This window comes from Sorangium sp. So ce362 (assembly GCF_051519845.1).
GTDB lineage: Bacteria > Myxococcota_A > Polyangia > Polyangiales > Polyangiaceae > Sorangium.
The window spans coordinates 61,497-86,591 of sequence record NZ_CP150332.1 but is presented as its reverse complement, the minus strand read 5'-3'; the positions used below and the strand labels follow the sequence as shown (position 1 = coordinate 86,591).

General features: G+C 70.6%; 20 protein-coding genes. 15 read left to right on the top strand and 5 right to left on the bottom strand.

Going from position 1 to position 25,095, the window contains the following annotated elements:
• The first annotated feature begins 315 nt into the window (after positions 1–315).
• The 13 genes from WMF17_RS00380 to WMF17_RS00320 all read left to right on the top strand — a co-directional run bounded on the left by WMF17_RS00380 (position 316) and on the right by WMF17_RS00320 (position 14,927).
• The gene (locus WMF17_RS00380) at positions 316–1,368 is read left to right on the top strand and encodes an STAS domain-containing protein (protein ID WP_437599972.1); all 1,053 of its coding nucleotides are present in this window, start codon (positions 316–318) and stop codon (positions 1,366–1,368) included.
• A gap of 522 nt (positions 1,369–1,890) precedes the next feature.
• A complete protein-coding gene (locus WMF17_RS00375; protein ID WP_437599970.1) occupies positions 1,891–2,919 on the top strand; it encodes a hypothetical protein in 1,029 nt (342 codons plus the stop codon).
• 55 nt (positions 2,920–2,974) lie between these two features.
• On the top strand, positions 2,975–4,039 hold the full coding sequence (locus tag WMF17_RS00370; protein ID WP_437599969.1) for a terpene synthase family protein: 1,065 nt from the start codon (positions 2,975–2,977) through the stop codon (positions 4,037–4,039).
• Between the two features lie 135 nt (positions 4,040–4,174).
• Positions 4,175–5,536, top strand: coding sequence for a cytochrome P450 (locus WMF17_RS00365; RefSeq protein ID WP_437599968.1), 1,362 nt, complete (start codon positions 4,175–4,177; stop codon positions 5,534–5,536).
• Between the two features lie 252 nt (positions 5,537–5,788).
• The gene (locus WMF17_RS00360) at positions 5,789–6,769 is read left to right on the top strand and encodes an SDR family oxidoreductase (RefSeq protein WP_437647361.1); all 981 of its coding nucleotides are present in this window, start codon (positions 5,789–5,791) and stop codon (positions 6,767–6,769) included.
• A gap of 163 nt (positions 6,770–6,932) precedes the next feature.
• On the top strand, positions 6,933–7,328 hold the full coding sequence (locus tag WMF17_RS00355) for a M14 family zinc carboxypeptidase (protein WP_437647359.1): 396 nt from the start codon (positions 6,933–6,935) through the stop codon (positions 7,326–7,328).
• Positions 7,234–7,593: a hypothetical protein gene (locus tag WMF17_RS00350; RefSeq protein ID WP_437604393.1), complete on the top strand. Its 360-nt coding sequence runs from the start codon at positions 7,234–7,236 to the stop codon at positions 7,591–7,593. Before WMF17_RS00355 ends, WMF17_RS00350 begins: the two co-directional genes overlap by 95 nt.
• A 172-nt stretch (positions 7,594–7,765) precedes the next feature.
• Complete coding sequence (locus tag WMF17_RS00345; protein WP_437647357.1) at positions 7,766–9,220, top strand: serine/threonine-protein kinase; 1,455 nt, start codon at positions 7,766–7,768, stop codon at positions 9,218–9,220.
• Positions 9,207–10,220, top strand: coding sequence for a tetratricopeptide repeat protein (locus WMF17_RS00340; protein ID WP_437599962.1), 1,014 nt, complete (start codon positions 9,207–9,209; stop codon positions 10,218–10,220). Before WMF17_RS00345 ends, WMF17_RS00340 begins: the two co-directional genes overlap by 14 nt.
• A gap of 281 nt (positions 10,221–10,501) precedes the next feature.
• Positions 10,502–11,302 (top strand): SRPBCC family protein, encoded by an 801-nt coding sequence (locus WMF17_RS00335; RefSeq protein WP_437647355.1) that lies wholly within the window; start codon positions 10,502–10,504, stop codon positions 11,300–11,302.
• 6 nt (positions 11,303–11,308) lie between these two features.
• Entirely contained in the window at positions 11,309–12,490 is a 1,182-nt protein-coding gene (locus WMF17_RS00330) for a zinc-dependent alcohol dehydrogenase (RefSeq protein ID WP_437647353.1), read from the top strand.
• Positions 12,491–12,729: 239 nt separating this feature from the next.
• Positions 12,730–13,437, top strand: coding sequence for a hypothetical protein (locus WMF17_RS00325; protein WP_437599957.1), 708 nt, complete (start codon positions 12,730–12,732; stop codon positions 13,435–13,437).
• 158 nt (positions 13,438–13,595) lie between these two features.
• Positions 13,596–14,927, top strand: coding sequence for an alkaline phosphatase PhoX (locus WMF17_RS00320; protein WP_437647351.1), 1,332 nt, complete (start codon positions 13,596–13,598; stop codon positions 14,925–14,927).
• 103 nt (positions 14,928–15,030) lie between these two features.
• Here WMF17_RS00320 and WMF17_RS00315 read toward each other — a convergent pair whose 3' ends face one another.
• Positions 15,031–17,817, bottom strand: a complete 2,787-nt coding sequence (locus tag WMF17_RS00315) for a PBP1A family penicillin-binding protein (RefSeq protein WP_437647349.1) — start codon at positions 17,815–17,817, stop codon at positions 15,031–15,033.
• 120 nt (positions 17,818–17,937) lie between these two features.
• Complete coding sequence (locus WMF17_RS00310) at positions 17,938–19,125, bottom strand: serine/threonine-protein kinase (protein WP_437599954.1); 1,188 nt, start codon at positions 19,123–19,125, stop codon at positions 17,938–17,940.
• Between the two features lie 86 nt (positions 19,126–19,211).
• On the opposite strand from WMF17_RS00310, the gene pgeF reads away from it, so the two are divergent.
• Both pgeF and WMF17_RS00300 read left to right on the top strand, forming a co-directional pair.
• Positions 19,212–20,024 carry a peptidoglycan editing factor PgeF gene (pgeF, locus tag WMF17_RS00305; RefSeq protein ID WP_437599953.1) on the top strand — a complete coding sequence of 271 codons (813 nt, stop codon included), beginning with the start codon at positions 19,212–19,214 and terminating at the stop codon, positions 20,022–20,024.
• 10 nt (positions 20,025–20,034) lie between these two features.
• Positions 20,035–21,297 (top strand): bifunctional nucleoside/nucleotide kinase/histidine phosphatase family protein, encoded by a 1,263-nt coding sequence (locus tag WMF17_RS00300; RefSeq protein ID WP_437599952.1) that lies wholly within the window; start codon positions 20,035–20,037, stop codon positions 21,295–21,297.
• 52 nt (positions 21,298–21,349) lie between these two features.
• Here the strand turns inward: WMF17_RS00300 and WMF17_RS00295 are convergent, their stop codons facing one another.
• Genes WMF17_RS00295 through rpoN form a run of 3 tightly spaced genes read right to left on the bottom strand, consistent with a single transcriptional unit; the run spans position 21,350 to position 24,980 of the window.
• Positions 21,350–22,348 (bottom strand): hypothetical protein, encoded by a 999-nt coding sequence (locus tag WMF17_RS00295; protein WP_437647347.1) that lies wholly within the window; start codon positions 22,346–22,348, stop codon positions 21,350–21,352.
• Between the two features lie 59 nt (positions 22,349–22,407).
• Entirely contained in the window at positions 22,408–23,400 is a 993-nt protein-coding gene (locus tag WMF17_RS00290) for a hypothetical protein (protein WP_437647345.1), read from the bottom strand.
• Positions 23,401–23,459: 59 nt separating this feature from the next.
• On the bottom strand, positions 23,460–24,980 hold the full coding sequence (gene rpoN / locus WMF17_RS00285) for an RNA polymerase factor sigma-54 (protein WP_437599949.1): 1,521 nt from the start codon (positions 24,978–24,980) through the stop codon (positions 23,460–23,462).
• Positions 24,981–25,095 lie beyond the last annotated feature (115 nt).

Below are 25,095 nucleotides of genomic sequence, written 5' to 3'. Positions count from 1 at the left end.
CCTTCGCGATCTATGCGGACGACGTGCGAGCCGAGGTGTGGTCAACGCGCGGCCATAGAGCCGGGTTCCACACACCTTTTTTTGTAAGATGGCCCATTGATCGCGTACCATCACTGGTTTAGCCTCTTTCGAATTGAGGCAAGCTGGGACGCGGTCTTGGAAGGCTCAGAACGCCGATAATAGCGTGAGCCGCGTACGTCATCAGAAGGGCAGAGCTCTCGATGATCCTGCGTCTGGATTGAAGGTCCCGGTCGATGGAGCTGGCCCTGGAAACCCATCTAAAGCTTCGTGCCGTAGCCAGCAGGAGACGTTGGAATGAAACCTGTTCGCCGAAACGAAGGTAAGGACCGTTCTCCCAATCCCACCCGCCAGTCGGATGAGGTCAAGAAGCAGGCGCGCACCAGCGCGAAGAAGGCCGCCGGCCGCGTAGCTGACAAGGGCAAGCGCGCCTCGCCGGCGGAGCTAGCCAGCACGCTTGAACAGCTGGAGAACCGTGCGCGGGCGCAGCAGGCGATCCTGGACAACATCGTCGACGGCGTGGTGGTGAGCCAGCAGGACGGGAAGATCGTGTATTCCAACCAGGCGGCCGAGCTGGTCATCAACCTCACGATCGCCGATAGCTCGCCGGATGAGTGGAGCAAGCGGTACGGACTCTACCACGTCGATGGGGAGACGCCGTTTCCCCCGACCGATCTACCCCTCGCCCGCGCGCTCCGAGGCGAGATCATCACCGCGCAGGAGATCTTCTTCCGGAACAACAAGAACCCGAAGGGCGGCTGGCTCCTCGTGAGCGCGCGCCCGGTCCTGGATCCCGAGGGCTCGTTCGTCGGCGCCGTCGCCGTGTTCCGTGACGTCAGCGAGCGCAAGCGGTGGGAGCAGGAGATGGATCAGCAGCTCGTCCGCGAGAAGGAGAGGAATGACACGCTCGAGCGCCTGCGGCTCACCGTCCAGCAGCTCTCGACTCCGATCCTCGAGATCTGGGATGACGTCCTCGTCCTGCCCATCATCGGCATGCTCGACTCACGGCGCAGCGGCGAGGTGACGGACCAGCTGCTCGAGGAGATCGCGCGGAAGCAGTCCCGCTTCGTCATCATCGATGTGACCGGCGTCGAGATCATGGACTCCTCGACGGCGGATCGGCTCCTGAGGCTGGTGAGCGCGGTGGAGCTGCTCGGCGCCCGGTGCATGTTGACCGGCGTCCGGCCTGCGGTGGCGCAGACGCTCACCGCGCTGCGCGTGGATCTCGGCCCCATGCTCACGCTCCGCAATCTCCGGCACGGCCTGCAGACCTGCCTGCGCATGATGCAGGCGGAAGTGGATGTGACCCACGCCGTCGTGTCCCGGCCTCAGGTCGCCGCGCGGCGCTGAGGCCCGCCGACGCGCGATGCAGCGCCGACGCCGCGGTCCGACCGCGGCTCCGCGGACGCGCGCGACGAGACGCCCGGCGGTGACCGGGTTCGAGCATGCGGTCAGGATCGATCGATCCATCGTCCGCCTGCCGTCCGCCCCGCAAATCGATTCTGTCCAAGGCAAACTGGGCCACGCCCCGAAGCCGCAAACGTGATGCGCACCCATCCCGGGCGGGCAACATCGCGCGAGCGCTCCCGTCCCAGATGCATGACTCGCGGCGCGGCGCTCGTTCAGCGCCAGAACATTTCAGTGTCCAGAACGCTGAAATGACCTGCGGCGAGTCATCGCACAAGCCCACGTTATCATAACACAAATAACGAAGGCGCCGTCATTGGCTCCTTCGTAGACGCAGCTGAGCGGACATGTAGGCATCGACCACAAGCCCACGCATGGGCGTTGACATTGGTGGTTCGTTCCGCGATTTTGTCGTGGACTGAATGGAGCTGTCAGCATCCGCAGCATGCCGCAGGAGGCTCGTCTATGCTGAGCGATCGCGCGTTTCACACCGACGGACAGTCAACCGTTAGCATGTGCTCGACACAGGCCGACATGTTGAGCCCGCGAGAGGGGGAGGCAGGGATACTGAAGCGGTTGAGCGCGCTGGGCAGGAGAGATGAAGACCCGATCGACCGGGGCTATCGCTACCTCAGCCAGACCTTCGACGTCGACCGCTGCTACCAGGCCACGCTGAGCCGGGCGCCGGATTTCACGTCCCGCATCGAGATGCCGGATGAGATCTTCACCTCCGCGATCATCTTGGACCTCCTGATGAACAGCAGGCTGAGCTCCAGGGTAAAGCGCCGTCTCACGGAGTTTCTCGGCGAGAGCCACGATGACGGGCTCTTCTCGTACTTCGTTGATGCGAGCCTGCTCCCCCGCGACGTGGACGACACTGGGCTCGCGTTGTCGGTCCTGATAAAGGTCGGCGCCGCTCCCATCGGAGTCGCTCTTTCGGCCGTCTCGAAGGTGCTGCAGAACGTCGACGAAGCCGGCATCATCCACGTGTACATGCCCCCGAGGGGCGAGCGGGAAGGGCGCTGCAGGATCGACCCGATCCCCTGCGCCAATGCGCTGTACCTGGCCTACCTCCTGGGGAGGGAGGACGAGGCGCGGCCCACGGAGGAGTACCTGATCGACTCCCTGCGCCCGGAGAAGATCGCGCGTCCGGACGCCTTCTATTACTATCTAACTCCGGACGTGCTCCTCTACTGGGCGTCGAGGTTGCTGGACTTCGAGAGGTTCACGCAGAAGTATGCGCACGTCGTCGAGGGCTTGCTGAGGGCGCGAATCGGGAGCAGCGGCGTCCCCCTGGAGCTCGCGCTCAGGGTCATCGCGGCCAACCGCCTGCGTGTCGACAACGCATCCGAGAGGGACGCCCTGCGAAGGGCGCAGAAGTCGGACGGCTCGTGGCCTATATCACCCATCTACAAGCTGGGCCGCTCCGATATCTACGTCGGCTCGGAGGCCCTGGTCACCGCGTTCGCCCTGAAGGCGCTCGACGGCGATTGAGCCAGAACGCACGACCGGCGGGCTCGCGGGGTGGCGCCGCCGAGAGGAGAACGAGATGAACGAGCGAGCCGCGTTTGGGGCGATCCAGGGATCGGACAGGGCCGAGGAGTTCGGCGAACGTTTGCGTGGCATGGACATCGACTTCCCGGACTTCGAGAAGATCAGGCCCCCGGAGCTGCTCCTCCCGGGGAAGTACAAGGTGAGCGAGCACCTGGAGCAGATACGGGCCCCGTACATTGACTGGATGGTGAGCGCGGAGCTCATCGAACGGGGGACCGACGGTCATGACGTCTTGGTGGGCATGAAGCTAGACGACTGCTCTGCGCTGATCTTCCCAGATCATCCGAAGGAGCTCGTGCTGTACGGGGCGATATCCCTCGCGCTGTTCTTCGCGATCGACGACGTCATTGACAACGTGAACGCCGACGCCTCGAAGAAGCTGGATTACATTCGGAGGGTCGGACAGATCGCCCGCGGAGACTCGCCTGCAGCGGGAGACGATCACATCGTGAGGGCGTGGCACCGGTGGTTCAAGGAGATCGAGGCGTTCGCGTCGCCGCCGCTCTTCAAGGCCTTCGCCGGGGCCCTCCAGTTCCACCTCAAAGGGCTGAGGGTCCAGGCGCTCCAGGACCGGCGCACCGTCCTCGGACCCACCACCCACCTGATGCGGAGGCGGGACAACATCGGCAGCAGCTACTTCATGCCGCTCGCCGCGGTGTTCCTCGAGCGCGCGCACGGGCTGCGCATGCAGCCCGTGCTGGAGGATCAATACATCAAGAGCATCACCGAGCTCGTCGCCTTCGTCATCGTGATCCACAACGAGCTCCTCGGGCTCTACAAGGACGTGAAGAGCGGGGAGGCCAATTTCGTCGCCCTCCTTCAGCGCGAGCACGGCATCGGGCTGCAGAGCGCCTGCGACCTGGCGGGCAAGCTCGCCGACGACATGGTGAAGGCCATGGTCCAGATAGAGAGGGATCTCCCGGAGCTCGTCGACGGGTACGAGGGGATGGCGGAGGCGATCACGAGGTACGTTCGTACGGGGTACACGGTCATCCGCGGCACCTTCGATTGGTACATGATCACCCACCGGTACTCGAACGAGAAATATTTCTCGCTGTGAAGCGCACGCCGGCCCTCCGTCGAGAGGAGGGCCCCGTCGGCGGAGCAGGGAAAGGGAACAGGAGGACGAGTGGCCTTGAACATCGGAGCCAATTCTGCGCTGTTTCCGGACAGCCGACCGCTCACTGCCCCGCGTATGCCGCCGCTCGTGGACGGCGGGCTGCCGCTGCTCGGGTCGCTACCGGCGCTGCTCAGCCAGCAAGCCGAGTTCTTCCCGAGGGCCCGCGCGCGACACGGAGACGTGTACAGGCTGCGGCTCGGTCCCTTGAGCATGATCGTCGTGAATCACCCGAGGCACGTCCAGCATGTCCTCCGGGACTGCAGCTCGAAGTACGGGAAGGGCGGCGCGCTGTGGGACTCGATCAGGACCCTGCTGGGCAACGGCCTGGGCGTGAGCGAAGGGGACTACTGGCTGCGCCAGCGCCGCATGATGCAGCCGCACTTTCACCGCGAGCGGATCGACGAGCTCGTCGGCGTGATGGTCGATGCCATCGATGACGAGCTCGAGGTCTGGGACATCGCCGCGAGGACGGGCTCACCGCTCCACCCGATGCACGCCGTCAGCCCGATCATCATGAAGCTGATCACGAGAGCGGTGCTCGGAGGCGACATCGACCGCGAGGAGATCGAGCTCCTCACCGCCCGCGTGACGTTCGCCCTCAACTACGTCTTCCGCGGCATCGTCGCGCAGGAGCTGCCTGCCTGGGTCCCTGTCCCCGGGAGGCGCCGTTACCAGCAGGCGCTCCGCGACATGGACGCGGTCCTGCTCAAGATCATCGAGCGCAGCCAGCGCCGGCAGCAGCGCGCCGGGGACAGCGGGGGCTTGCTCGCGACGCTCATTAGCACGGTCGATCCCGAGACCGGCCAGCGGATGACCGCCGACCAGCTGCGCGATGAGGTCGTGACCCTGTTCCTGGCTGGCTACGAGACGACCTCGACCGGGCTCGCGTGGACACTGCAGTTGCTGCTGCATGAGCCCGCCGTCATGGCGGAGCTGCGCGCCGAGGTCGATGGCGTGGTCGGCCGGAGCCGACCGGATGCCTCCCACCTCGCCAGGCTGTCTTATACCCGCATGGTCTTCCAGGAGGCGCTGCGCGTGCGCCCGCCGCTCTGGTGGCTGGTGCGGGTGGCCGTCGTCGATGACGAGATCGACGGCTTTCATGTCCCGGCGGGCACCTTCGTCCTCGCCCCGACGTACGCCATCCATCGTCATCCGGACTGCTGGGAGGATCCCGAACGCTTCGATCCGGGGCGCTTCACGCCGGAGCGCACGGCGTCGCGCCACAAGCTGGCCTGGATCCCTTTCGGAACGGGCCAGCGCCAGTGCATTGGCAGCACGGTCGCTCTGGCCGAGGCGCAGCTCATCCTGGCGCGCCTCGTCCAGCGCTACACGTTCGCCGCCGGCTCGCCGCGCCAGACCGCCGTGCCGGCGCTGTCGATAGCCCTGCGCATCAAGAACGGGACGCCGTTCCGGGTGACGCGGCGCAGCCCGCCCTGAGCGGGCACGCGGCCCAGGGGTCCTCCGCGGGCGGAGCACCCCTTCTCCGGGCCGCCCATCCTCCTGGAGAAAGCGGCGCGGTGTCGACGACATGCCCTCTGTCGGCGCATGGCGTGACGGGCGCAAACGTCCCCCCGCGGCATGCGAGGAATCGCGCGCTACCTCGGATTCCCTGTACACGATCCGAGCCAGCGTGGCCCGCGCGTTGCTTTCCTCTCGGCGAGCAGCAGACCGCGCGGGAGGTTGTCAGTCATGCGGAAGTGCGTTCGCGATTCGGTGGTCGTTATCACCGGGGCGTCCTCGGGGATCGGCAGGGCGGCGGCGATCGCGTTCGCGCGGCGCGGCGCGAAGGTGGTCATCGCCGCGCGGAACGCGTCGGCCCTGGAGGAGGTCGCCGCCGAGTGCGCCAGCGTCGGCGCGCGCGCGCTCGCCGTCCCGACGGACGTGCGGGACGAGTGCGCCGTCAGGGCCCTCGCCCGCGCCGCGATCGACGTGTTCGGCAGGATCGACGTCTGGGTGAACAACGCCGCGGTGTTCCTCTACGCGCGCGCGGACGAGGCGCCCTACGAGACCTACCGCCAGGTCATCGAGACGAACCTGCTCGGCTACGTGCACGGGGTGCGGGCCGTGCTGCCCCGTTTCCGCGCGCAGGGCGCCGGTGTGCTCATCAACAACGTCTCCGCCCTCGGCAAGTTCGGCGCGCCGACGATGAGCGCCTACGTGATCTCCAAGTTCGGGATCCTCGGGCTCGCGTCCTGCCTGAGACAGGAGCTCGCCGGCACCCCGGACATTCACGTCTGCACGCTCCTTCCCGCGTCGGTCGACACCCCGATCTACCAGCACGCCGGCAATTACACGGGCCGCGCCGTCCAGCCGATCCGGCCGATCGTCGACCCCGAGCGGGTCGCGGCCGCGATGGTCTCCCTCGCCGAGCGGCCGCGGCGCGACACGTACGTCGGCGTCGCCGGCCGCATCACCGCCGCGGCGTTCGTCGCCTTCCCGGCCCTCACGGAGCGGCTGCTCGCCGCGTACACGACCCGCGCGACCTTCCTGGATCGCGCGGCGCCGCACACCGACGGCAACATCTTCTTTCCGATGAAGCACTGGACCGGCGTGACCGGCGGGTGGCGCGCGTCCTCGGGCCTCGCCGCGCTCCTCGACACCGCCCGGGCCTTCGCCGGCCTCGCGCTCGAGGTCCCGGCCGCGGTGGCAGGGCGCCTCAAGCCACGATGACGTGGCCGATCTGGCACCTTCCGTACGCGATCTCCCGGCCATTCCGACGCGCCCGCGTCCCCGGGGTGTCTCTCAACCTCGGGGGTTCTGTGACGTGTTCTCCACCGAGCACCGGCATGCTGCGCCCCGATCAACGATTCAATTGAAATAAGGAGGCCCAACGATGAGCCGTTATGTGGCGCGCACGCTCCGAAGCGATGACTTTTCGACGCTGATGGAACTGGAGGCGGCGCTCTTCGGAAGCGCGCTATACCCGTTCGCGGGCTCGCGGCTCAGGTGGTCGCCGCACGACACGGGGCCGCATGCGTTCTCGGAGCCCGAGTCGCGCGCGCTGCGCGACGTCGCGCTGGAGACGCGGCCTGCGCTCGCGCTCGGCTTCCACAGCTGCGGCAACCTCCTGCTCTATCCGTGGGCGCACACCGGCGCGCCCAACCCGCGCGCACCGCTGTATCGGGCGCTCGGGGATGCCTTCTGCCGCGGGCTGCCGCGCGCTGCCGCGCGAGCGGTACGAGGTCCGGCAGGCGGCGCACTGGTACCCCACGGTCGGCGACATGGATGACTGGCTCGATGCCAACCTGGGAACGCTGGCCCTCACGGTGGAGGTCAGCCGCCCAACGCGCTCCCTCCGCGATCTCCGCCGGCTGCTCAACCCGTTCTGGTGGTTGAACCCGCGCGAGGCCGACGCGGCGATCGACAACGTCGTCCCCGGCGTGGGCGCGCTCCTCCGCGATGCGCTCGACCGCGGCGTGGGCCGGGCGGCCCCGCAGGCGCCGCCGCACCTCGAGCAGCCGCCGGCGGCTCTCTTCGCCGACGCCGCCGAGTGACACGGCCGCGCTCGCCGCCGACACGCGGCGGACCGCGACCGCGGTCTCGCGCTCGCCGGATGCGCGGACACGCGGACACGCGGACACGGACCGACAGCGGGCCCTGTGAAAAAGTGCCAGTCCCGCACGCTGCATCCACTATCCTTCGCGTGTGGACGCTGACTCGCCCCGCATGCCGACGACCGTCAGGGTCAGCCCCAGCGCGGTGGAGCGCCCGACGGGCGCCGACGAGTCGGACCACTGGCAGCACGAGGCCGACGAGATCGTCGACGGCAAGTACCGCCTGGTCCGGCCGCTCGGGCGCGGGGGCATGGCGGAGGTGTGGCTCGCCGTACACGTCACGCTCAAGACCGAGCTCGCCATCAAGTTCCTCAGCGCCTCGCTGACCGGCGACCCCGCGCGGAGCCGTACCGTCCTGGAGAGGTTCCGGTTCGAGGCCCAGATCTCGGCCCGCCTGGGCGCGCGCACGCGGCACATCGTCGCCGTTCACGACGCCGGCATTCACGACGACATCCCCTATCTCGTGATGGAGTACATCCGGGGTCGAACGCTGTTCGCGGAGGTGCGCGAGCGGGGGCCGCTCGATCCGATGCGCTTCGCGGACATGCTCGATCAGATCGCCGACGCGCTCACCGTCGCGCACGACATGGGCATCGTGCACCGCGACCTGAAGCCCTCGAACGTGATGCTCCTCGACGATCCCGGCGCGGAGCTGACGGTGAAGGTCGCGGATTTCGGCATCGCCAAGGCGCTGCACGGCGATCTCGGCCTCGATCGGCCGCGTGAGACGGAGGCCGACGTCATGCTGGGCTCTCCGAACTACATGAGCCCGGAGCAGCTCTCCACGCCGCTCTCGGTCGACGCGCGGGCCGACGTCTGGGCGCTCGGCGTGCTGGCCTACGAGGTGCTGACCGACTGGCCGCCGTTTCAGGGCAACACCATCGCCGAGCTCATCGTGGCGGTCAGCACCCGCGATTTCGAGCCTGCCACGGCGGTCCGGCGGTCGCTTCCCCGGGGGCTCGACGGCTGGTTCGCGCGCACCCTCGCGAAGGAGCAGGCGAAGCGGTTCGCCTCGATCCGCGAGATGGTGCGGGCCTACCGCGCCGCGCTCACGGCGCCGCCGCCCGAGCCCGCGGAGGCGCCGCCGAGGCGGTGGCCGGCGGCGCGGCCGGCGGCGCTCGCCGCCGTGGTCGTCGCCTGCCTGGGCACGCTCGTGGGCACCGCCGCGCTCGCGTTTCGCCTGCTCGATCGGCCGCGCCCGGATCAGGCGGCGCGGCACCTGTCCCCCGGCATGCGCGGCGCGCTCCAGGAGGCGCCGCGCTCGCCGCCGCCGCAACCGCAGGCCGACGCGGCGGCGCCAGCTGCCGGCGTCGCGCCGGCGGAGCCGACTGCCGGCGTCGCGCCGGCGGAGCCGACTGCCGGCGTCGCGCCGGCAGAGCCGGCTGCCGGCGTCGCGTCGGCGGAGGGGTCCGCTCCCCGCGCCACGGCGCCCGCGTCCTCGCGGCCGCGCTCGACCCAGCCTCGTCCTGACGGGGCCGCTCCCCGCGCCACGGCGCCCGCCAAGTCCGCGCCGCCGCCCCCCGTGCCCCGGCGCCGCAAGGAGATCGACAAGAGTGAGATCCTTTGAGCGACAGCTCATCACGCTGTGCAGCGCCGCCCTGCTCGCGGCGGCGCCGGCCCCGGCGCTCGCCATCGGGGCCGAGGAGGACGCGAAGACGCTGTTTGCCCGCGGCCGCGAGCTGCGGAGCGCCGGCCAGTGCGAGCAGGCGGTCATCGCCTTCCGGAGCGCGCTGGAGATCTACCCCGAGGGGCTCGGCGCGCTGCGGAACATCGCCGAGTGCGAGGAGGAGATGGGCCGCTACGCCTCGGCGAGGCGGGACTGGTGGGATCTCCGGCGCGCCGCGCTCCAGTCCAATGAAGCGAAGTATGCCGGGTGGAGCGAGGACGCCGAGCTCCGCTACCGGGCGCTCGGCAACAAGGTCGGGACGCTGACCGTCCGCCTCCAGGGCGCCGAGGGGAGGTCGTCGGTGCGGGTGGTGCTGGACGGCAAGCCGCTCGATCCGAGGCTCCTCGGCGTCGCGCTCGAGCGCGATCTGGGCGCGCACACGGTCGAGCTCTTCTACGGCGGCGCCGCGCCGATCACGGAGCGCATCGAGCTCACCCCGGGCGCCCATCGGGACGTGCCGCTCACCGTGCCCGCGCCGCTCTCTGCGCGCGACGCGGACGCCCCCCCGGGCCCCGCCGCGCCGCCCGCTTCCAGCGGTCTTCGCACGGGCGGCTACATCGCGCTCGGCGTCGGCGGCGCGGGCGCGATCGCGACCGTGGTGGCGCTCGTCGTGCGCGCCGGCGCGCTGTCCGCGGTCGAGGACGGGTGCTCCCCTGCCGCTGGCGGGGGCTACACGTGCCCGCGGTCGCTGCAAGGGGACTACGAGACGGGGATGACCGCCACGACGCTCGCGGGCGTGTTCGCCGGCGTCGGGCTGGTCGGCATCGGCGCCGGCGTCACGCTGCTCCTGCTGAGCCCCTCCGAGGCTGCCTCGCCGGCGCCCGGCAAGCCGCCCGTGGCGGAGCTCTCGCTCACGCCGTCGCCGGGCGGCCTCGGCTCGCGCCTCCTCATGAGGTTCTGAGGTCCGGCGCACGGCGCGGCGGCGCACACGCGGCGGGCCGCGCGCTCGCGACACGACCGGAGCCCCCCCGGCGGTTGGATCGGAGCAGGCGCGGGCCTTGCCTCACCTCGCCGTGAACACGAGCTGACGTCTGCGTGTGCACAGGGCGCCTCGCCCTCATCGAGCCGCGCCCCGGACGAGGTCGCGCCCCCGCGCGGCGGCGTAGGGCCGCGCGCTCGGCTGGCGGAGGCCCTCATCGGCGCGCGCAGGCGAGCTGACCGAGGTGGCGGAGGAGTGATGCCATGACGATGCTCGAACCGATCTCCAAGGTGCCGCCGCTGGCCGAGCGAGACCAGGCTGGGGCGCACAGAGCCGCTGGAAGGGCGGAGCGCTTGCTCTCCACGATCGGCGGCAGCGCCCTCGTGGCGTACGGGTTCGCTCGCCGCAGCGTGCCCGGCCTGGTCCTCGCGCTCGCGGGCGGAGCGCTGATCCAGCACGGCGTCTCGGGCCGCCGCGGTGCTGCTCGATCGCCCGGCGATCGCGCCGCCCCGCGCGCGCCGCTGCTCCGCGCCGGCGATCGCGCCGGCCGCCTGTTCGACGCGCTGGCCCCCGCGGCGACGCGCGTCGCGCGCACCGTGACCGTCGCCAGGCCCGCGGACGAGCTCTACAAATTCTGGCGTAATTTCAATAACTTACCACGTTTCATGGAGCACCTCACCGAGGTCGAGGTCATCGACGGCAGCCGCTCGCGGTGGAAGGCGAGGGCGCCCGGCGGCTCGGTGTCGTGGCGGGCCGAGATCATCGAGGATCGGGAGAACGAGCTCATCGCGTGGCGCTCCCGCGAGCCGGCCGACATCGAGAACGCGGGCTCGGTCCGGTTCGTCCCCGCGCCGGGCGGCCGCGGCACCGAGGTCCATGTGACGATCGACCACGAGGCGCCTGCCGGCGCGCTCGGCCGGGCGATCGCGAAGGTCTTCGGCGAGGCGCCGGATCAGCAGCTCAGGGACGATCTCCGCCACTTCAAGCAGCTGATGGAGGCCGGCGAGATACCGACGATCGAAGGACAGCCCAGCGGCCGGAGATCGGCCGCGCTGGGGGGGTGAGGCTCCATGCGCGCGCTCTGCTGGAATGGCGTGAACGATCTCCGCGTCGAGACGGTGCCGGATCCGGGGATCCTCGCCCCGCACGACGCCATCGTTCGCGTCCAGATGTCGTCCGTATGCGGCTCGGATCTGCACCTGATCGACGGGTTTGTGCCCACGATGAAGAAGGGAGACATCCTGGGGCACGAGTTCGTCGGCGAGGTCGTCGACGTCGGCCCTGACGTGAGCAAGCTGAAAAAGGGCGACCGCGTCGTCGTCTGCTCGATCGTCGGCTGCGGGCATTGCTTCTATTGCGAGCACGAGCTCTGGTCGCTCTGCGACAACTCGAACCCGAGCCACGCCGTGCTCGACAAGGCATTTGGCGACACGACCGCCGCCATCTTCGGTTACAGCCATGCTTTTGGCGGCATTGCCGGCAGCCACGCCGAGTATGTCCGCGTCCCGTTCGCCGATCACGGCGCCTTCAAGGTCCCGGAGGCGATCCCCGACGACCGCGCTGTGTTCGCGGCCGACGCCTTGCCGACGGGCTACATGGCCGCGGACATGTGCGGGATCCGCCCCGGCGACGTGATCGCGATCTGGGGGGCCGGCGGCGTGGGACAGATGGCGATCCTCAGCGCCTACCTGCTCGGAGCGGAGCGGGTCATCGCGATCGACCGGCTCCCCGAGCGCCTCCGGGTGGCCAGGGAGCGCGGCCGCGCCGAGGTGCTCAATTACGAGGAGGTGGACGTCCGCGAGGCGCTCCGCGACATGACGGGCGGCCGCGGCCCCGACGCGTGCATCGACGCGGTCGGGATGGAGGCCCACGGGCGCGGCCTCGAGTACGCCTACGACCGCGCCAAGCAGGCGATGCGGCTCGAGACGGATCGCCCGTTCGTTCTGCGCGAGGCGATCATGGCGTGCCGCAAGGGAGGCACGGTATCGATCGTCGGCGTCTATGGCGGGCTCATCGACAAGTTCCCGATCGGCGCGGCCATGAACAAGGGCCTGGTCTTCCGGATGGGGCAGCAGCACGGCCAGCGCTACATCCCGCGCCTGCTCGAGCACCTCGAGCGCGGCGAGATCGATCCGTCGTTCCTCGTGACACACCCGATGAGCCTCGAGGAGGGCCCGCGCGGATACCAGCTCTTCAAGAAGAAGCAGGATGGCTGTATGCGCGTCGTCTTCACGCCGGCGGCGAGCGCCTGAGCCAGCGCTGCGAGCCACGACGAGCGCACGAGCAAGGCTGCGCAGATCGATCTGCGCGCCGCGACCGCGACCTCTGCTCGCCGCCGGTCGAGCGCTTCGTCGCGTCGTCGCAGGCGCGCGCCGGGACGGATCTGGCCGCGCCGCGACGTGAGAGCGCGCGGCGCTGAGCTTGTCTTTCCGCCCCGGGACGCTACCCCTTGACGAGGCACGGGCGCGCGCAGGCAGACGGCGAGGTCGAGATGAGCTCACGGCGAGACAAGATCCTTGGTTCGGTGGCAGGGAGCGGCGCGGTCGCCGTCCGCGGGGCGGCAGAGGCGCTGTTCTCGGCGGCGGGCAAGGGGCTGCTCGACGAGGGCGCGCGGGAGGGCCTGCGGCGCGCGATGGTCGAGAACACCACGGCGATCGTGGACGTGTTCGCGCCCGGGCTCTCGCTGGGGGCGCAGGCAACGGCGAAGATCATCGTGGATCAGGGCGGAAAGCAGGCAGGCGCCCTCGTCGCGCAGGAGGCGGCGCGGCAGGTGGGCCAGGCGGCGCTCACCGACGGCGCGTCGGCTGCGGTCGCCAGGGCGCTGACCCGCGAGGTGATGAAGACCGCGGGCCGGGAGGTCCTGAAAGGCGCGGGCAAGGCGGCCGGGATCGGGTTCGTCATCGACGGCGCCTTCGGCGCGTACGAGGGGGTCACGGCCTATCAGCGCGGCAAGATGACGAAGAACGAAGCGATCGCGCACGCGGCCCAGGAGGCCTCGACGGGCGCGGTGGCCATCGGCGCCGGCGTGCTGCTCGCGGCGGGTCTCGTCGCGGTCACCGGCGGCGCTGCGGCGCCGCTCGTCTTCGCGGTGGGCGCGGGCGGCGCGATCGGAGCGAAGCAGCTTCTGCGACGGTTCGTGGGCCGAGTGTCCTCGAAGATCCTGATCCGTCCCGTTCCCGACGGAAGCCAGGTGGGGTGACGCCGCGCGGCGGCGCGCGTCCTGACGAGCGCTGTCGCGAACTCGAACCGTCAACGCGCGCGGGCCGGCGCTCGTCCTGTGCATCACCCCGGCGGCGGCCTCATGGCGCGCCCGCTCGACGGCTTTCGCGCGGTGGTCGCTCGACGTAGATCATGGTCATGAAGCGACGCGTCCCGAGGCGATCCTTCTTGCGCATCGGCGGGGCTGCCGCCGCGGCGCTGGCCCTGCCGTTCTCCCTGATCTTCGCGCGGAGGGCGGCCAAGAAGGCGGCCGGCCGGTTCGGGCCCCTCGTGCCCGATCCAGCGGGCATCCTCGACCTCCCCGCGGGCTTCACCTACCGGATCCTCGAGCGCGCCGGCGGCGACATGGAGGACGGCTACCAGGTGCCCGGCCGTCCGGATGGAATGGGGTGCTTTTCCGGTCCGGATAACACGTTGATTCTGCTCAGGAATCACGAGAACGAGCCGGCGGACAAGAAGATCGGACCGTACCGAGCCGGCCAGGATGCGCCGGCGGAGGCGTACGACGCGGCGAGCATGGGCGGCGTCACGAGGCTCGTGCTCGACGCCGCGACGTTCGAGCGCCGCTCGAGCAACCTCGTGCTCGTCGGCACCAACCGGAACTGCGCGGGCGGCGTGAGCCCCTGGGGCTGGCTCACCTGCGAGGAGAACCTCGACGCTCGCCACGGCTATGTCTTCGTGTGCGCGGCGAACGCGTCCAGGGTGGCGCCGCCGCAGCGCCTGAGCGGCTATGGCCGCTTCGTCCACGAAGCGGCGGTCGTCGACCCCGCGACGAACATCGCTTACCTGACCGAGGATCGGGCGGACGGCTGCTTCTACCGCTTCAAGCCGACGGACCCCGCCGCTCCGTTCGAGGGTCGGCTCCAGGCGCTCGCCGTCGTCGGGGCCCGCAAGGTCGATACGTCGGGCTGGGCGCTGGGGGAGCCCCGCGAGATCGCGTGGGTGGATGTCGACGATCCCGATCCGCAGGACGACACGGTCCGGAAGGACGCCCAGGCCAAGGGGGCCGCCGTCTTCCGGCGCGGGGAGGGCATCTGCCTCTCGCAAGGTGTCGTGTACCTCTGCGCGACGAGCGGCGGCCCGGCCGGCGCTGGGCAGATCTTCCAGCTGGTCCCTGCGGAGGACGGCGGCACGCTCCAGGTCATCGCCCACGCGACCGACACGGAGGATCTGGACGCGCCCGACAACATCACGCTTGCTCCCTGGGGAGAGCTCTTCCTGGCGGAGGACGGCAGCCGGGGGAACTATCTTCGAGGCGTGACGGAGGACGGGCAGATCTTCGACTTCGCGCGCAACGCGCTGAGCCTGAGCGAGCTCGCCGGCGTGTGCTTTTCGCCCGACGGCAAGGCGCTCTTCGTGAACCTGCAGGAAGACGGGCTCACGCTGGCCGTCACGGGCCCGTTCCCCGAGGTCGCCGCGGGCGCCAGCGGCTCGATCCCGACAGGGACGGCGAGACCGGGCGCCGGGTAGAGCGGCGACCACGGCCGGTGCGCCGGGAGATGAAGGAGCTCTCCGGGCGCTCCGGCGCTCCGCCGCTCGAGCCGATCCGGGGCGCTCACGCGCCGCGCGTCGCTCAGAACGGCGGCGGCGCCGTGTCGCCGGCCGGCAGCGGTCCTGGCTCCGGCGCGTGCTCCGGCTCGATCGGCGCCGTCCCCGGCTCTGGCGGCCGCGGCCCCTCGCCTGGCGCCGGCACGACGCCCTGCAGCTCCTCCGGCGCTCCGCCGCCGGCGCCCTCCGCGCCCGCGTCCGCCTCGGGGACCGGCGCCTCGTCGGCCGGCTCCGTCCCGGCGACGAACACCTCCTCGATGGCGTCTTCCTGCCCCTCGCGCGCGAGGAGGCCCGTCAGCGGATCGATCTTCACGCGCACGACGCCGTTCGGCACCGGGAAGTCGGCCACCGGGCGCTTCCCGTGCGCCTGCTTCATGAAATCCACGAACGCCGGCAGCGCCGACGTCGCGCCTGCCTCGCCCTTGCCGAGCGGCGCCGCGTCGTCGTAGCCGGTCCACACCGCGCACGCGATGTCGGTCGAGTAACCGACGAACCAGGTGTCCTTCGACTGGTTCGTCGTCCCCGTCTTGCCGGCGATCGGCCGCCCGAGCGCGCGCGCCTGCTTGCCGGTCCCGCTCTGCACGACCGACGTCAGCAGGCTCGTGAGCACGTAGGCCTCCGACTCGTCCATCACGCGGTGCGCCGGCGGGCGCGGCGGCAGCGGGATCTCCGCCCCGCCCGGCCCGACGATCTTCGTGATCAGGACCGGCTGCTCGTAGACGCCGCCCGCGGCGATGCTCGCGTACGCGGCCGCCATCTCGCGCGGCGTGACCTCGTAGGCGCCGAGCGCGAGCGACAGGTCCGCGCCGAGCTTCGACTGGATGCCGAGCGCGCCGGCGAAGGCGACCACGTTCGAGGCGCCGACGCGCGACAGCGCCGACACCGCGGCGACGTTCACGCTGTGCGCCACCGCCTCGCGGAGCCGCGCAGGCGACTTCCCCTCGCTCTCGTCGTGGTTCTGCGGCTTGTAATCGACGATGGACAGCGGGTTCGTCTCGAGGATCGTCGACGGCGTCAGCGTGCGCGCGTGGATCCCGTAGCCATAGACGAACGGCTTGAACGTCGACCCGGGCTGCCGCCGCGCGAACGTCGCGCGGTCGAGCCCGCCGCGCACTGCCTCGTAGCTGCCGACGAGGGCGACGATCTCGCGCGTCCGCACGTCGACGGCGACGAGCGCCCCCTCGGGTCCGAGCTCGAGCCGCAGCGGCACCGGCGCCGCCGGCTTCGCCGGGTTGCCTGCGGGCGCGGCGCGCGCCGCCTCGCCGGCGGCGGCGTCCTCGTCCTCTTCCTGTCCCGGCGCGACCGCCTCGACGACCGGCTCCGGCGCGGGGCCGATCAGGCTGACGCGCACCACCTTGTCGACGTCGGCGAACTTGCTCGCCGCGAGCCCGTTCGGGTTGTACCGCTGCGCGCCGCGGAGCGCGACCGTGCCTTCCAGCGTGCCCACGCGCACCGAGAGCGTCCCTCGGGCGTCGTCGGCGCCGGTCACGATCCCCCGGAAGACCTTGTGGCCGGCCGGTGTCCCATCGAAGGGCGGCGGCTCCTTCTTGGTCCGCGCGAGCGGGCCGAACAGCTTGTGCCGCTTCGCGTAGGCGTCGAGGTTCTTGCGGACGGCCGCGCGCGCCGCCGCCTGCAGCGCCGGATCGATCGTGGTCGTGATCGTGTAGCCGCCCTGCTGCGCGGCGGGCCCGACGACCTCGCGCAGCACGCGCTGCGCCTCGCTGACCACCTCGGGCGCGAGCTCGGCGAGCGACTCGGTCTCGATGGCGAGCACCACCGGCTCCCGCCTCGCTTGCTCGACCTGGATCTCGTCCGCGAAGCCCTTGCGTTGCATCTGGTCGAGCACGAAGTCGCGCCGCCCCACGGCGCGCTCGAGGTTCGCCCGGGGCGAGTACACCGACGGCCCCTTCACGACGGCGACGAGCAGCGCGGCCTCGGCGAGCGTCACGTCGCGCACGCTCTTGCCGAAGTAGTAGCGGCTCGCCTCCTCGACCCCGTAGCGGCCGTGGCCGAAGTAGATCTTGTTGAGGTAGAGCTCCAGGATCTCGTCCTTCGTGAGCTCCTGCTCGATCCTGCGGGCCAGGATGATCTCGCGCGCCTTGCGCTTGTAGGTCCGGTCCGGCGTGAGCAGGACGTTCTTCACGACCTGCTGCGTGATCGTGCTCGCCCCCTGCCGGGTCTGGGTCGAGCGGAGGTTCACCGCGAGGGCGCGGAGCATGCCGAGGTAGTTCAGCCCGGCGTGCTCGTAGAAGCCCGCGTCCTCGGCGGCGAGCGTGGCCAGCTTCACCTGGTTCGGGATCTCGCCGATGCGCACGACGGTGCGCCGCTCGGTGAAGAGCTCGCCGAGGCGCGTCCCGTCGCGCGCGAGGATGCGCGTCACCTGCGGGGGCCGGTAGTCCTTGAGCTCGCGGGTCGAGGGGAGATCCGCCTCGTAATGTCGGACCACGAGCACGACGGCGGCGGCGGCGAGGACGAGCAGCGCCGCGAGCGCGATCCCGATGCGCTTCGCCCAGGTGGCGATCCTGGCGCTCCGCTCCTGTGCGGCCGCGTCGTCCGGCGGGGGAGGCGGGCGCGACGGGCGCGACGGGACATCGATGTGCGGCGCGCTCACCGGCCGCGCCGCCGCGCTGCTCCGCTGCGGCGGCTCGCTCCCTCGCCCCGGCGGTCCGGACCTCCGCGCCGGCGGCTCCGACGCCCGCCCCGGCGGCTCCGACGCCCGCCGCGGCGGCTCCGACGCCTGCCGCGACGAATCGGCCCTCCTGGCCGGATCGTTCTCGTTTCCTCCTGGGTTCCCTGATTGCTCCGAGGCCATGACGACGTCCCCGTGAACGCTGGCGCAGGCGATGCGCATCCAGCGCGCCCGGCGCGCCGGAGCGGCGACGCTAGCACGCCCGTGGAGGCTCGCCTCGATCCAGGGCGCAGCCGCGGAGGCTCAGCCGTGGAACAGCCGCATCGCCACGATGGTGATCAGGATGCCGGCGATCAGGCACCCCGCTGCGATGCCGACGAGGAGCAGCGGCTTCGCCTCCGCCCTGGCCGGCGCCTTGGCGAGGGGCGCGTGCGCCGGCCTGGCGGCGGGCGCCTGCGGCTGCTGGGCCATCTGCACCGTCTTCGCAGGCGACTTGAACGGCGGCGACCCGGGCGGCCTGCTCGCCTGGAGCGCGGCGGCGTGCTGCTTTGCCGCCTGCTCGAGCGCCGGGTTCGCCTTCTTCGGCATCATCGCCGTGTAGCCCTTGCCCGCGCCCCCTGCGAACGGCTTGAGCGCGTCGGCGAACTCCGCGGCCGACTCGAACCGATCCTCGGGGCGCTTCTCGAGCGCCTTGCCGAGCACCACCCCGAGCCCCGGCGGGAAGTGCTTCCCGGCCACGCGCTCGTCGAGCGGGATCGGATTCCTGGTCACGTGGTGCTGGATGTACTCCATGGGCGTCCGCGCCTCGAACGGCAGCTTGCCCGTGAGCACCTCGTACAGGATGGTCGCGAGCGAGTAGATGTCGCTGCGCGCGTCGAGCACCTTGCCCTGCGCCTGCTCGGGCGACATGAACTCCGGCGTCCCGAAGACCATGCCCTCCTGCGTGAGCATCACCGACCCCGGCCGGAGCTCGCGCTCCGTCACCTTCGCGAGGCCGAAGTCGAGCACCTTCGGGTAGTCCTTCAGCCCGCCGTTGGTCGACAGGAAGATGTTCTCGGGCTTGAGATCGCGGTGCACGATCCCCTGGATGTGCGCCTCCTGCAGGGCGCCGCAGACCTGGATGAGGATCGGGATCGCGCGCTCGACGGGCAGCGGCCCTTCCTTGCGGACCACCTGGTTCAGGTTCTTGCCCTCCAGGTACTCCATCACGATGTACAGCGAGCCGTCCTCGAGCTCGCCGTAGAGCAGCACCTTGACCGTGTTCGGGTGCGTGAGGTGGCTCATCGCCCGCGCCTCGCGGCGGAAGCGAGAGACAAGATCTTTTCGGTTCGCGAGCTTCGGGTGGAGGATCTTCACCGCCACCATCCGGTTCATCGCCGGCTGCGTGGCCTTGTAGACCGACCCCATGCCACCGGAGCCGATCTTCTGAAGAATCTGGAACTGCCCCCCGAGCAGATCTCGACCGATATTCGGGTCCGGACCGGCGGCCATGCGTGGAGCGGGAAAATACCACGCAACCCACCCGTATCGTCTATGACCGAAGCAGCCGACGCATCCGATCGTTCGTGGCGCCCCAAATGACCGTAAAAATCGACATCCCCGGGGCGGCCGAGGCGCTCGAGAGCCCGCTCCTCGCCTCCGCCGGCTTCTCGCACGCCTTCTTCACCCGGCGCGGCGGCGCCAGCGCCCCCCCCTGGGACACCCTGAGCTTCGCCGTGGCGCTCGGGGACGACCCCGCCGCCGTCCGCCAGAACCTGGAGCGCGCCGCGCGGCGCCTCGGCATCCCGGCGGCGCGGCTCTATTACCTCAGCCAGGTCCACGGCGTGGCGGCGCGGGTGCTCACCGGAGACGAGGATCGTGACGACGTCGTCCGTGAGGTTGGCGACATTACCCTCGCACGCGTGCCCGGCGTCGGCTGCGGCGTTCGCAGCGCCGACTGTGCCCCCATCCTCCTCGCCGATCGCCGGAGCGGCGCCGTCGCCGCGGTCCACAGCGGCTGGCGCGGCACCGTCCTCCGGGTCGTGGTCGAGGCGGCCCGCGCGCTCAGGGCGCTCGCCGGCCCCGGCGCGGATCTCGTCGCGGCGATCGGCCCGCACATCGAGGCCTGCTGCTTCGAGATCGGCGACGACGTCGCCGCCGATCTCGCCGCCTGCTCCAGCGCCGGCGACGCCGCCATCGTCCGCGGCGCCCCCGGCGCGCGCCCGCATGCGGACGTCCGGCGCATCCTCAAGGCCCAGCTCGCCGAGTCCGGCCTCGACGCAACCTCGGTCGATGACGTCCCGGGGTGCACCGCGTGTGACCCCGCCCGCTTCTTCTCGTACCGGCGCGACGGACAGCGAAGCGGCCGGCTGCTTTCCGTCGTCGTCGCCGGCCGTACCGTCATCGGCTAGAACGCTCCCCATGGTCTCGCTCGCGCGCGACTCGTCGCCGATCGTCCTCGCCATGGTGGGCCTGCCCGCGCGGGGAAAGACATCCATCGCCCGCAAAATCGCGCGCTACCTCTCGTGGCTCGGCCACCCCACGCGGCTCTTCAACGTGGGCAACTACCGCCGGGCGCACCTCGGCACCGCGCAGCCGCACCAGTTCTTCGACCCGGACAACTCCGAGGGCCGCCAGGCGCTGCTCGGCATGGCGATGACGGCGCTCGACGATCTCATCGGCTGGCTCAGCTCCGGCGGCGAGGTGGCGATCTACGACGCCACGAACAGCACCCGCGCCCGCCGGAACCTCGTGATGGAGCGCTGCCAGGCGCACGGCTTCCCGGTCGTCTTCATCGAGTCGATCTGCAACGACGAGTCGATCATCGAGACCAACGTCCGCGAGACGAAGCTCCGCTCGCCCGACTACCAGGGCGTCGATCCGGAGGCGGCGCTGCGCGACTTCCGCGCGCGCATCGCGCACTACGCCCGCGCGTACGAGCCGCTCGGCGAACCCGAGAAGAGCTACATCAAGATCATCGACGTCGGCCGCCAGGTCGTGCTGAACCGCATCCACGGCTACCTGCCGGCGCGCCTCGTCCCGCTCTTGATGAACATGCACCTCACGCCGCACCCGATCTGGCTGACCCGCCACGGCGAGAGCGTGTTCAACGAGAAGGGCCTGCTCGGCGGCGACTCGGATCTCAGCGCGCGCGGCGACGAGTACGCGAAGAACCTCGCCGGCTTCATCCGCGAGCGCTCCGACGACGAGCACGTCAACGTCTGGACGAGCACCCTGCGCCGCACGATCCAGACCGCGCGCCCGATAACGCAGAACCACGTCGCGTGGCGCGCCCTCGACGAGATCGACGCGGGCGTCTGCGAGGGCATGACCTACGAGGAGATCCGCCAGCAAATGCCCGAGGTCTTCAACGCGCGCGCGGCCGACAAGTTCCGCTACCGCTACCCTCGCGGCGAGTCGTACGAGGACGTCATCCAGCGCCTCGACCCGCTGATCATCCAGCTCGAGCGCCAGCGCTCGCCCGTGCTCGTGATCGGCCACCAGGCGGTGCTGCGCGCGCTCTACGCCTACCTCGTCGATCGCCCCGCGCCCTCGTGTCCGACGCTGCCGATCCCGCTGCACACCGTCATCGAGCTGACCCCCACCGCGTACGCGTGCGAGGAGCGCCGCTTCCAGCTCGCCCCGGCGGTCCAGGGCGGCGACTCGAGCACCGCGCACCCCTGAGGCTTCCATCGCGGCGACGCGCGCGGCCGCGGCGACGCGCGGCCGCGCCGGGTCAGCGCTCGCGGCTGATGAGCTTGCGGAGCAGCTCCAGCGGGTGGAACGGCAGCATCGCGGCCATCTCGCTGTCGGTCCCGGCCCGCTCGAGCACCGCCCGCATCGCGGGCCCCACGATCCCCATCGGATCGATCCGCTCCGCGATCGCGCGGAGGGCGCTGAGCGCCGCGCGTCCCGCGTCGATCCCGAGCGGGATGGCGAGCGCCGCCGGCACCGGCGCGAGGATCACGTCGCGCACCGCGACCGCCCGGGCCCAGGCGCCCGGGCTCGGATCGATCTCGAGCTTCCGGATGGTCTCCGCCTCGGCGAAGCAGCCGAGCGACAGCTCCCCTGCCCGCTCCTCGATGGCGCGCGACAGGTGCCGGTAGTCGCGGCGCCAGTCGCCGGCGAGCAGCCCCATGTCCTCGCGCACCTCGTCCGGCCCGAGGATCAGGCTGATCCCGCGCGCGTCGCGGCGCAGCGCCACGCTCGTCCAGAGCTCCCCGCCCTCGAACAGGCCGATCACCGTCGTCTTGCCGACCCCGGCGAGCGACTCCAGCGTGCCCCGCACGACGCCCGGCGACGGGATCGGCACGCCGCGCAGCCGAGCCGGCCAGAGATCGATCGTCCCGACGAGGAGCTCCTCGCGCGCGAGCTGCAGCAGGAGGAGCGTCTGGGCGATGAGGTCGTCGCCGCGCCGCACCCGCGCCCCGAACCGCTCCACGATCGCCTCGAGGGCGCCCGCCTCGATCACGGCGGCCCAGCTCGCGTGGTGGGACGCGGCGAGCTCCTCCGCGGAGAGCGTGGCCGCGCGCTGCGCGTCGTCGATCCGGAGCCGGCCGGCGTCGGTGTGCACGAGCTTCCTGAGCTTGCCGCCCGCGCGGACCGCGACGACGCCGCCGCGCGGCCGGTCGGCCTCGCGCTCGTCGATGCCCGTGCGTCTGGGCCGGAACAACGACAGCACGCGGATCCAGTCGGTCGCGGTGAACCCCTCGAAGCGGACGTCGGGCGACAGCACGGGGCGAGCCTACTCCCGGGACGCGCGCCGGTCAGCCCGGCGCGCGGCGACGCGGCCGGCTACGCCCCCCACCAGAGCATCTCGTGCGCCTGGGTCTCGCCGCGGACGGGCACGATCACCCGGATCTTCTGGCCCTCGACCTGGACCACGTGGGCGGGGAAGCTGTCGGCCGGGTAGTACACGGATTTCGCGAAGCCGTTCGCGTCGAGCCAGAACAGGTGCACCCCCTCCGCGGTCGCCCCGTGCATGAGGAGCATCCGCCCGCCGCCGAGCAGCGCGAACTCCATGCTCTTGAAGGCCATCTCCTCGAAGCGCTCCGGAGACGGGAAGTCCTCCCCCACCGACCTGAGCTCCGGCAGGTGCGCGCGGAGGTGCTTGTAGAGCGTGTCGTAGCGCACCTTCGCGAGCCTCGGGATCCGCCGGTCGCCCGCCGCGATGACCGGCAACCGCTCCGCGTCGAACGTCGGCACCTCCACGTGGGTGCGGTAGCGATCCACGAGCCTGCCGCGGCCGATCTCCTCGTCGCTGAGCGCCTTGAGCCACCACTGGAAGAGCGCGAGATCGCCGGTCCCTGCGCTCGACTCGAGCCGGACCAGCGACTCCCACAGCGGCCTCCGGACCTGCCATTTCCCCCCGTGATTCTTGACGACGCACGCGCCGACATAGAGCGCCCCGTGCGTCACGAGCGTGAGCAGCATGGACGGCTCGCCGGCCCCGCTCGCCGTCGACGTGCCGCGCGTCCCGCGCGCGCCGCCCGCTCCTCCTGCCGGCGAGAGCCAGGCGTCGCGCCGCTCGCGCGTCAGCGCCGCGCCCAGCCGGTGGACCGACGCATCGGAGAAATCGAGCCCGAGGTCGGGCACGTCGAACGCCCCGGGCGCGAGCCGGGCGAACACCTCCGCCGCGTGCTCGATCTGGGCCAAGATCGACGGGTTTCCAGCCGGATTTGCGTCGGTGGAGCGCACGGCCGCGAGGTCGGCGAGCGCGTCGGGCGGGTAGTGCGGCGCGAAGAAGCGCTCGAAGAGCTGGGCGGCCGTGATCGGTTCGGCGGGCATGGCAGGAGGCCGGGAAAGGGGGGCTGAAACGGGGGTCGAGCGGGCGCGTCCGGCGCCGTTCAGAACATCTTCTTGCGCTTCGACGAGCTCAGGATGCCGAGCATCTCGCGGTACTTCGCCACGGTGCGGCGGGCGATCTTGATGCCGTCCGTCTCCTCGAGGATCTTGACGATCGCCTGGTCGCTGTAGGGATTCGACTTGTCCTCGGCCGCGATGATCTTCTTGATCGCCTGCTTGACGCTCTCCGAAGCGATGTCCTCGTCAGCCACCCTGTGGATCGACGAGTTGAAGAAGTACTTGAGCTCGAAGAGCCCCTGGGGCGTGTGCACGTACTTGTTCGACGTCACGCGGGAGATGGTCGACTCGTGCATGCCCACCGACTCGGCGACGTCCCGCAGGATCATGGGCTTCAGGTAGCCCACGCCGCGCTCCAGGAACTCGCGCTGCTTCTCGACGATGCACTCGGTCACCTTGATGATCGTGCGCCGCCGCTGCTCGATGGCCCGGATCAGCCACTGCGCGCTCCGGAGCTTCTCGCTGATGAACTCCTTCGCCTTCGGGTCCTTGAGCATCCGCTGGGCGAGGTTCTCGTTGATGTAGAGCCGCTGGAGCCCCTTGTCGTTGTCGGTGACGACGAACTGAGAGCCGTCCTTGATGACGTACACGTCCGGGGTGATGGCGATCGTCTTCTCGTCGACCTCGGCGAAGTTGCGCGCCGGCACGCTCTCCAGCTTCTGGATCTCCTGGACCGCGTCGTAGACCTCCTCCAGCGGGATCTTCAGCGCCTTGGAGATCGCGGGGAAGTTGCGCCGCTCCACGTTGTGGAGGTGGTCCTTGATGATGGCCATCTCGATCTCGTCGAAGCCGAGCACCTCGGCCTGCACCCGCAGGCACTCCGACAGATCGCGCGCCGCGACCCCGACCGGATCGAAGCGCTGGATCATCGCCAGCACCTCCTCGGCGTCCTCGGGGTGCAGCTCCGCCTCCCGCGCCAGGTCGGCGAGGCTCATGTCGGGACCCTTCGTGCCGTCGGGACGTTCTCCCCCCTTGAGGTCGAGGTATCCCTTCTCGTCGATGTTGCCGATGACGAGCAGGGCGAACTGCCGCTCGTTCTCGACGAAATCGCTCATCTGGAGCTGCCAGAGCAGGTGGTCGCGCAGGTTCGACGGCTTCGTCAGGTTCTGGTCGATCGGCGGCAGCTCCTCGAAGCCGCCCCGGTGCGCGGGCATGGCCTGCTGCAGCTGGCGGTTTTCCAGGAACTGCTCCCAGTCGACCTCCTTGACCCGCTTTTCCGTCTCGCGCGCCGCGATGTCGGTGTCGCGGTCGAACCGTTCGCCGTTCTCGAGCCGCTGCTCTGTCGGCAGGTCGGCGTTCCTCCCCCTCTGATCCCCCTTCTCCCCGTCCCGCGCCTTCGGGTCGGTCATGTCGTCGGCGAGGACCGGGTTGCCGTCCAGCTCCTTCCTGATCTCGTCGACCAGCTCGAGCCGCGAGAGCTGGAGCAGCCGGATGGCCTGCACCAGCTGCGGGGTCATCACAAGCTGCTGGGACAGCTTGAACTGGAGCTTCATCTCCATGCCCATGAGGAGCTCCTTCTCTCAGTTCGCCGCCTGCGCCACCCGCCGAACGGGGGCCGGGGCATTGCGCGAGGTTCGTGCCATCGAGTGTTTCATTGGTGGCCTCACCCCCAACGTAGCA